The following is an 8,715-nucleotide window of genomic DNA, read 5'->3' on the forward strand; positions in this document are numbered from 1 at the left end:
TGGCTTAGCGGTCTGAGTCATTGCCGGGTTGCTGCTTTCGGTGTCAGTGGTCTGCGTGCGTTAGATGTTTTCTTTATCACTATTAGCCACTGCGCGTGGCGGCGCGTCATTTCTTTTTCCAAAGCGAAAAAGAAACGAAGCAAAGAAAACGCTTTCACCGCTCTACCCTAAGTGTCCACAGCGTGCAGTTTTGATTCATAGGTGCCCCAAAAGCACGGTGCTCGCCAGAGCCACCGATGTGTGAAACCCTCCTTCTCGCGAATCCTGACATGAACACGCTTCGCCCCATACGCTCTCGGGCAAGCACACGTTTCCTACGGACCTGCACGGCCCTCGCAGCCTCGTCGCATCCCTCCCCCAAACGCAAAAGCCGCCGATACGAACCTCGCATCGGCGGCTTCTTACTACAGCGCTCAATCTAGCGCGTCACGTCACAAGCACCACTACCGCTAGTCCCGTGCTATCCCCGCCGCGCCGTGGCTCAGCCAGTCAAGCACCGCGCCCGTGTCGTCATCGCCGGCCTCTCTTACCTTCGTCATCGCTTCGCTCACGTCAGCACCCGCGTTCGGCACCGCTCGACGAATCGCCACGCCAACCGCAAGAATGTCGATCATCACAAGGTGCAAAATGCGCGAGATCATCGACATCTGCGATTCACGTATCTCAATGTGATCAGTCTCCAACGCCACCGTCGCACGCTTGGCCAACGGCGTATTGCTCGAAGTGATCGCCACCACCGTCGCACCCTGCTGCATCGCAATCTCAAGCACGCGCAACAACTCCGGCGCACGCCCCGACTTCGATACCGCCACAATCACATCGCCCTTGCCCAACAACGCCGCCGACGCCGCCTGCATGTACAAATCGCCATAAGCAATAGTCGGGATGCCGAACCGGAAGAACTTGTAATGCGCGTCCTGCGCCACGATGTTCGAATTGCCCAGCCCGTAGAACTCAATCCGCCGCGCACCATTCAAGATATCGATCGCGCGTTCCACATGATCGAAATTCAAATGCTCCCGCAGTTGCAAGATCGCCGACACCGTGTTGTCCAGCACCTTCGCGCCAAAATCCGTGGCGGTGTCGCCCAGATGAACCTGACTGTGACTCACCGGAATCGTACCGGTCAGCCCCGTCGCCAGCTTCAACTTGAAATCGGATAACCCCTGGCAACCCAGCGACCGGCAGAAACGAATCACGGTCGGCTGGCTGACATCGGCCTTGCGCGCAATATCGATGATCGGATCATTGATGATCGAACGCGGATGGTTCAGCGCAAGATCAGCCACGCGGCGCTCGGCCGGTGTCAACGCATCGCGCATCTGGCGAATCCGCTCGAACACCGCGGACGAGCCGCCGTTCGCGCGATTCGACAACTGCTCCGACAAGATTGCCGATACCCCAAGAAACGCCGGATATTCCGCCGTGATGATGAACGTGGGCACGCTCGACAAATACTGTTGAAACCGCCCCTTCGCTTCGAACCGCTCGCGAAACGGCGACTTCGTGAACAACTCGCCCAGCTTCAGCACCACCCCGCCGCCGATAAAAATCCCGCCCAGCGCGCCCAGCGTCACCGCAATATTCCCGGCAAACGTCCCGAGAATGCCGCAGAAACAATTCACGGCTTCTAGCGCAAGCGCCTCGCCATCATGTGCGCGCTGCGTAATGCTGGCCGACTCGAGATCGTCCGGCACGCTCACGCCGTCGCGTTCGGCAAGCGCTTGATAAATCAGCAACAAACCCGGTCCCGCCGCCACGCGTTCGAACGACACATGCGAGAATTTTGTGCGCGCAAAACGCATGACCAAATCTTCGCGCTCGTTCGACGGTGCAAAAGTCGCATGACCACCTTCGCTGCCAAGCGCAATCCATCGGTCATCGGCGGGAATCAGGCCGGACACGCCCAGGCCCGTACCCGGCCCAAGCAAGCCAATCACACTGTTCTGCCGGCGCGCTCCGCCGCCCACTTGCACTCGCTGCGCATCGGTCAGGCCGGGCAACGCCATCGCAAGCGCAGTAAAATCGTTCACGACCAAAAGCGTGTCGAAGCCCAATGCGCGGCGCGTGGCCTCGATCGAAAAGCTCCAGTCGTGATTCGTCATGGAGACGTGGTCGCCATCCACCGGATTCGCAATCGCCACAGCCGCGTGGTTGACGCGGCTCACCTTGATGTCCTTCAGATACTGCTGCATGGCCTCAGCAATACCCGGATAGTCGCGGCCAGGGTACACACGTATTTCGCCAATCACGCCCGGTGCGCTTTCGAGCGCAAACCGCGCGTTCGTGCCGCCAACATCGGCCAAAAGCCTGGGTCCGTCGGCGTGCTGACTTCCGGCCGCTACCGTTACGGCCTTACTTTGCACACCAGTAGACATCGAGCCTGACTCCCTGAGCATTTGCCAACGTGGAGATGGCGTTCTTTTGCGGTGCGGCAAGCGCAGCGTTTAGTACATCTAGCTTCTTCTGGCCACTAATGAACAGATAAAGCTGCTTGACGTCCTTGAGCGCGGACATGGACAACGACACCCGCGCGTGCGGTGCACTGCCCGGATGAACCGAGATGAACCGGTCCGTCGTCGATATGGCGAAGTCCCACTCGGGGGCATCGGCGAAAATGGACGCCGTATGGCCGTCCTCGCCCATGCCAAGCACGGCCACGTCAGGCACCCGGCGCTGTGGATCGCCATTCAAATCGGCAATGTGCGCATCCAGCGGCCGGGCGGTGTCCACCAGCGGCAGGAAATGCGCACCGCTCGCTGCGTTCTGCAGCAGCGTTTCACGCGCGAGGCGCGCATTGCTTGCGCCATCCGTCTCCGGGACCCAACGGTCATCGACCAGGGTGACATTAATATGCGCCCAGTCGAGCGCACGGGTCGAAAGCGTTTGCAAGAACGGCTTCGGGCTCGTGCCGCCAGATACGGCAAGCGTTGCGTGTTGGGTGGGATTTCCAGCCACAGCAGCATCAGCCGACGCCGCTCCGCGAGCCGCGAGCGTTGCAGTAAGCGCGTCGCCTACCGCTTCTGCCAAAGCGTCGGATTGGGCGCCTGGCTCATCAAAAGTATGAAGCTCGATCACTGCTCCTCCATGCTGCCTTGTTTTGGTTTCATTTCGCCCGTTGCGACAACGCCAGAACCACTTTCAGCATCGCGCAACGGGATTTGTCTCGGCTTTAATTGCAACATGTCTACAGCACGTACGTCTTAGAACACGTTCCACCGACCCATTACAACGGTCTTGATTCTCAAACTTAATTCTCTGCGTTAATTCTCTTCTTCCAGCCAGCACGTTCCGTGTTGCGCCAGCATCGCGCTTGCTGCCGCCGGGCCCCAAGTGCCTGAAGCATAAGGCTTCGGCGGTTTCGTCGAGGCCGCCCATTCATCCAGGATCGGCTCCACGTAACGCCACGCCGCTTCCTGCTCGTCACGCCGCACGAACAACGCGAGACGTCCGTTGATCACGTCGAGCAGCAGGCGCTGATACGCCTCCATCTGCCCTTCCTTGAAGAACTTGTCGAACGCGAGATCCAGGTGAACGCTTGCGAGATTCATGCCTTCGCCCGGCTGTTTCGCAAGGCAGTACAGACGAATGGTTTCGTTCGGCTGCAAGCGAATCACTAACCGGTTCGCACCCGCGCGTAACGCGTTAGCACCGAGCGCCGAATGCGGCACAGGCCGGAAATTCACCACAATCTCCGCCGTCCGGTCCGCGAGCCGCTTGCCGGTGCGCAGGAAAAACGGCACGCCAGCCCAGCGCCAGTTTTCGATTTCCACCTTCAACGCAACAAATGTCTCGGTACTGCTATCCGGCCGCACGCCCTTTTCGGTAGCGTACCCCGGCACCGACGTTCCCTTGATCACGCCCGCATGATATTGCCCACGCACGGCGACCTTGCTGATGTCGCGCGGATCGACGGGTTTGAGCGCGCGCAGCACGCGCAGCTTTTCGTCCCGTACGGAGTCCGAATCCATGGAATGCGGCGGTTCCATCGTCACAATGGAAAGCAGTTGCAGCAAGTGGTTCTGCACCATGTCGCGCAATGCGCCGGTGTTGTCGTAGAAATCGCCGCGCGCCTCCACGCCAAGCTCTTCCGCAATCGTGATCTGAATGCTTTCCACCCATTCGCGACGCCACAACGGTTCGAACAGTGCGTTGCCGAAGCGCAGCGCGAGCAGGTTCTGCACCGGCTCCTTACCGAGATAGTGGTCGATCCGGTAGATCTGCTCTTCCGCGAAAATCTCGCCGACCGCGTCATTAATCGCCTGCGACGACTTCAGGTCGTAGCCCAACGGCTTTTCCAGCACGATCCGCGCATTTTCGTTCAGGCCGACATCGGCGAGCGCACGGCAGATCGGCACGAACAGCGACGGGCCCGTGGCCAGGTAGAACACCCGCGTGCCGCCGAGCTCGTTCACCGCATCGCGCAGCAGCTTGAAGTCTTCCGGCTTGCCGAGGTCGAGACGAACGTAGACGAAGCGCGCCAGGAAACCCTTCCACACGGTTTCGTCGACACCATTCTTCGACACGTGCGGCTTGACGTGTTCGTCGACCCATTTCAGATACGCCTCGCGATCTTCGGCGGCGCGCGCCACCGCGACAATCTTGCCGCCTTCAGCGAGCATCCCGCCCCGGTGCGCTTCGAACAACGCCGGGAGGATCTTGCGCATCGAAAGATCGCCAGTTCCGCCGAACAGAACAAAGGTGAAATTCGAGTCGTTTTGCATGTGTCTCCGCTGGGGTTCTGGAGGACCGTAGTCCGATAAAATTTTTTTTGACACTGAATTGTAGTTTAACTACAATTCAAATCAAGGGGTAACGTGATCCCGGAAAAAAACACTTAGTCAATCAGAACATGCGTGTTTTCCCGGAGATTCACGTCTAGTTGCATGGTAATAGACCTGAGCCGATGACGCTTTTGCCAGATAGGCAACGGCTCGACAAGGGGCAAAAACCACGTTGATGCAAAACCCCGGACGCACGCCGCGCTGGCCGAACGCCAGTGTGAACGGGCAAAAATCAAAAGAGGAGACACAGTTGCGATTCGACACACTCATCTCTTGAGAGCCGTGCGGCCGTGGTTCGGTCTGCCGGCCAGGCTGGCGTGCCCAAGGTTCCTTGCCCTGGACAATGCTTTGCTTTTCCCGCCGACACCGCCGATAACCGGCCACTTCAGTTTGTTCATGTTCCAGCCATCGCTTCCTGGCGGCATCAGGGGCCAATCGTTTTTTGTTCAGGTGTTCGGAGGAGATAAACAATGAAATTTCGCAAGCTCATCGGCGCGCTCGGCGCCGCAGGTCTGTTGTGCGGCGTGTCGGCGCAAGCGGTTCAGGCAGCTGAATCCGTGTCGGTACTGCACTGGTGGACTTCCGGTGGTGAGTCGAAGGCCGTAGGCGTGTTGAAAGATGACATGACCAAGCAAGGCTACACCTGGAAGGACTTCGCTGTCGCAGGCGGCGCGGGTGCAGCGGCCATGACGGCGCTCAAGACCCAGGTCATCTCGGGCAACGCCCCGACGGCAGCACAGATCAAGGGTCCGCTGATTCAGGAATGGGCTGAACAAGGCGTGCTCGTGCCAATCGATTCAGTGGCTGGTGACTGGAAGAAGAACCTGCCGCCGGAAATCGACAAGATCATGCACGCCGATGGTCACTACGTTGCCGCGCCGTTCTCGGTGCACCGCGTGAACTGGCTGTGGATCAACAAGGCAGCGCTGGACAAGGCAGGCGGCAAGGTTCCGACCACATGGCCGGAATTCTTCGAACTGGCTGACAAGATGAAGGCCCAGGGTATTACGCCGGTGGCAGCAGGCGGCCAGCCGTGGCAAGACCTGACCTTGTGGGAAGACGTCGTGCTGTCGCAAGGCGCGGACTTCTACAAGAAGGCGATTGTCGACCTGGACCAGAAGACGCTGACGTCGGACCAGATGGTTGGCGTGTTCGACACGGTTCGCAAGATCGAAACGTATTTCGATAACGGCCGCACCGGCCGCGACTGGAACCTGGCTACCGCCATGGTCATCAACGGCAAGGCCGGCATGCAGTTCATGGGCGACTGGGCCAAGGGCGAGTTCGCGGGCGCGAACAAGACCGCCGGCACGGACTATGTCTGCGCACCGGTGCCGGGCACCTCCAAGCAGTACACGTTCAACGTCGACTCGTTCGTGTTCTTCCAGCAGAAGGGTTCGAAGGAAGCGACGCCGGGACAACTGGCGCTTGCGAAGACCATCATGTCGCCGGCATTCCAGGAACAGTTCAGCCTGTACAAGGGCTCGATCCCGGTTCGCCTGGGTGTCTCGATGGCCAAGTTCGACGCCTGCGGCAAGCAGTCGTACGCTGATGAACAAACGGCCATCAAGGCAGGCGGGTATGTGCCGTCGCTGGCTCACGGCATGGCGCAAGGTGACGCAACAGCAGGCGCGATCACTGACGTCGTGACGAAGTTCATGAACTCGACGCAGGATTCGAAGAGCGCAGTTGCCGCTCTGGCGAATGCCGCCAAGACGAAGTAAGCATTTGACTCAGTAAAACCGGGCGCGCAGCTTTTAACCGGCTGCGCGCCCGAGAAAATCCCAAGCATGAGTTGGCGTAAAAACTGCTGTATCCCTGTTCCGGCCTGAGACTCTTGCCGGCAAATTTCCAGGAGTCGAGAAGTGGCTGCCTCCCCTAGCGGTATCGCGAGCAAGACGTCGCGCACCCCGCCCCGCCGCACGTCGCCTTTGGCGGCGCTTGCCGACACATATATTCCGAAGCTGGTACTCGCGCCGAGCGTGCTGATTGCACTGGTGTTCGTGTACGGCTTTATCCTTATTACCGGCTGGCTTTCGCTGACGAATTCGCGATTGATGCCGCGTTATGAATTCACCGGCTTCCAGCGCTACACCGAACTGTTCTCAAACGACGTCTGGTGGACGTCCGCCGCTAACCTTGGCTGGTTCGGCATTCCGTTCATCGGGATCTGCGTCGGGCTCGGGCTGTTCCTGGCCATCCTGCTCGACCAGAAGATCCGCAACGAAGGCGCATTGCGCGCGATTTTTCTCTATCCGATGGCGCTGTCGTTCATCGTGACGGGTACCGCGTGGCAATGGATCCTGAATCCGGGCCTCGGGCTGGAAAAGATTTTCCACGACTGGGGCTGGACCAGCTTTTCGTTCGACTGGCTCGGCAACCCGGACAAGGCGATCTTCTGCGTGGTGATCGCCGCCGTGTGGCAATCCACCGGATTTGTCATGGCCTTGTTCCTTGCCGGTTTGCGTGGCGTGGATGCGGAAATCTTCAAAGCCGCGCAGATGGACGGCGCTTCGTTGCCGCGGATCTATCGCAGTATCGTGATTCCGAGCATGCGGCCGGTGTTTTTCTCCGTGCTGCTGATTCTCTGCCACATCACCATCAAGACCTTTGACCTCGTGGTTGCGTTGACCGCGGGTGGTCCGGGCACGTCGTCGTCGCTGCCGGCCATGTTCATGTACACGTTTTCGTTCAATCGCGGGCAACTCGGCTTGGGCGCCGCTTCGTCGATGATGATGCTCGCCACCGTGGTCGCCGTACTGGTGCCGCTCATGTATCTGGAATCGAGGAGCACGCGCAATGGAATCTAAGATGACGATCAGCCGCGCCGTCATCTATGCGGCGCTGGTTCTGTTTGCCCTGTACTTCCTGTTCCCGATCTACGTGATGCTCTCGACGTCCTTCAAGGATCTCGACCAGTTGCGCACCGGCAACCTGCTCACGCCGCCGACGAACTTCACGTTCGCGCCGTGGGTCAAGGCGTGGTCGCAATCGTGTACCGGCGTGCGTTGCGACGGCATGGAACCGTTCTTCATGAACTCCGTGCGCATGGTGATCCCGGCCGTACTGATCTCGTCGATAGTCGGCGCGTTCAACGGTTACGTGCTCACGCACTGGCGTTTCCGTGGCGCGGACGCCGTGTTCACCATGTTGCTGGTGGGCTGTTTCATCCCCTTCCAGGCCATCCTTTTGCCGATGGCGCGTTTGCAAGGCATGTTGGGATTGGCTAACACCACGACCGGACTTGTGCTCGTGCACGTGGTTTACGGGATTGCGTTCACCACCATGTTCTTCCGCAACTTCTACGTGAGCATTCCGGCTGAGTTGGTGAAGGCGGCGCGTATTGACGGTGCGGGTTTCTTCACCATCTTCACGAAGATCCTGCTGCCTGTATCGCTGCCTATTTTCATGGTGTGCCTGATTTGGCAATTCACGCAGATATGGAACGACTTCCTGTTCGGCGTCGTGTTCTCGGCCGGCGACGCAAAGCCGATCACGGTGGGCCTCAACAACATGGCGAACACCTCGAGTTCGGTCAAGGAATACAACGTCGACATGGCCGCCGCGATGATCGCCGCGCTGCCGACACTGGCGATCTACGTGCTCGCGGGCAGGCACTTCGTGCGCGGCCTCACCTCGGGCGCGGTCAAGGGATAACGACAAGAACATGGGCGCACTTTCCATCCGCAATGTCCGCAAGAGCTTCGGCGCGGTCGAGATCCTCAAAGGTATCGACATCGAGATCGAAGAGGGCGAATTCCTGATCCTCGTCGGGCCTTCGGGCTGCGGCAAATCGACGCTGCTGTCGATGATCGCCGGCCTCGACGTGCCGAGCGCGGGCAGCATTCACATCGGCGATCACGACGTGACGAACGACCTGCCGAAGGACCGCGACATCGCGATGGTGTTCCAGAGCTACGCGCTCTATCCG

The 8,715-nt window shown here is 59.4% G+C and carries 8 protein-coding genes; 4 read left to right on the forward strand and 4 right to left on the reverse strand.

Annotated elements, in window-relative coordinates; genetic code table 11:
* Positions 1–449: 449 nt before the first annotated feature.
* From JWR14_RS21645 to JWR14_RS21660, 4 genes are all read right to left on the reverse strand, one after another.
* Positions 450–2,378 (reverse strand): bifunctional transcriptional regulator/glucokinase, encoded by a 1,929-nt coding sequence (locus JWR14_RS21645; RefSeq protein ID WP_299711246.1) that lies wholly within the window; start codon positions 2,376–2,378, stop codon positions 450–452.
* The gene (gene pgl, locus JWR14_RS21650) at positions 2,356–3,078 is read right to left on the reverse strand and encodes a 6-phosphogluconolactonase (RefSeq protein ID WP_299711248.1); all 723 of its coding nucleotides are present in this window, start codon (positions 3,076–3,078) and stop codon (positions 2,356–2,358) included. Before pgl ends, JWR14_RS21645 begins: the two co-directional genes overlap by 23 nt.
* Before the next feature lie 185 nt (positions 3,079–3,263).
* Complete coding sequence (gene zwf, locus JWR14_RS21655) at positions 3,264–4,724, reverse strand: glucose-6-phosphate dehydrogenase (RefSeq protein ID WP_299711251.1); 1,461 nt, start codon at positions 4,722–4,724, stop codon at positions 3,264–3,266.
* Between the two features lie 117 nt (positions 4,725–4,841).
* On the reverse strand, positions 4,842–5,255 hold the full coding sequence (locus tag JWR14_RS21660) for a hypothetical protein (protein ID WP_299711254.1): 414 nt from the start codon (positions 5,253–5,255) through the stop codon (positions 4,842–4,844).
* Here JWR14_RS21660 and JWR14_RS21665 point away from each other — a divergent pair.
* The 4 genes from JWR14_RS21665 to JWR14_RS21680 all read left to right on the forward strand — a co-directional run.
* Positions 5,255–6,508 carry an ABC transporter substrate-binding protein gene (locus JWR14_RS21665; RefSeq protein WP_299711257.1) on the forward strand — a complete coding sequence of 418 codons (1,254 nt, stop codon included), beginning with the start codon at positions 5,255–5,257 and terminating at the stop codon, positions 6,506–6,508. The genes JWR14_RS21660 and JWR14_RS21665 overlap by 1 nt on opposite strands.
* Positions 6,509–6,670: 162 nt before the next feature.
* Complete coding sequence (locus tag JWR14_RS21670) at positions 6,671–7,594, forward strand: sugar ABC transporter permease (RefSeq protein WP_366144582.1); 924 nt, start codon at positions 6,671–6,673, stop codon at positions 7,592–7,594.
* Positions 7,584–8,441 (forward strand): carbohydrate ABC transporter permease, encoded by an 858-nt coding sequence (locus JWR14_RS21675; RefSeq protein WP_299711263.1) that lies wholly within the window; start codon positions 7,584–7,586, stop codon positions 8,439–8,441. Before JWR14_RS21670 ends, JWR14_RS21675 begins: the two co-directional genes overlap by 11 nt.
* A gap of 10 nt (positions 8,442–8,451) precedes the next feature.
* On the forward strand, positions 8,452–8,715 hold a 264-nt coding region (locus tag JWR14_RS21680), incomplete at its 3' end, for an ATP-binding cassette domain-containing protein (protein ID WP_299711266.1).

This window comes from Caballeronia sp. (assembly GCF_028292365.1).
In the GTDB taxonomy this organism is placed as follows: Bacteria; Pseudomonadota; Gammaproteobacteria; order Burkholderiales; family Burkholderiaceae; genus Caballeronia.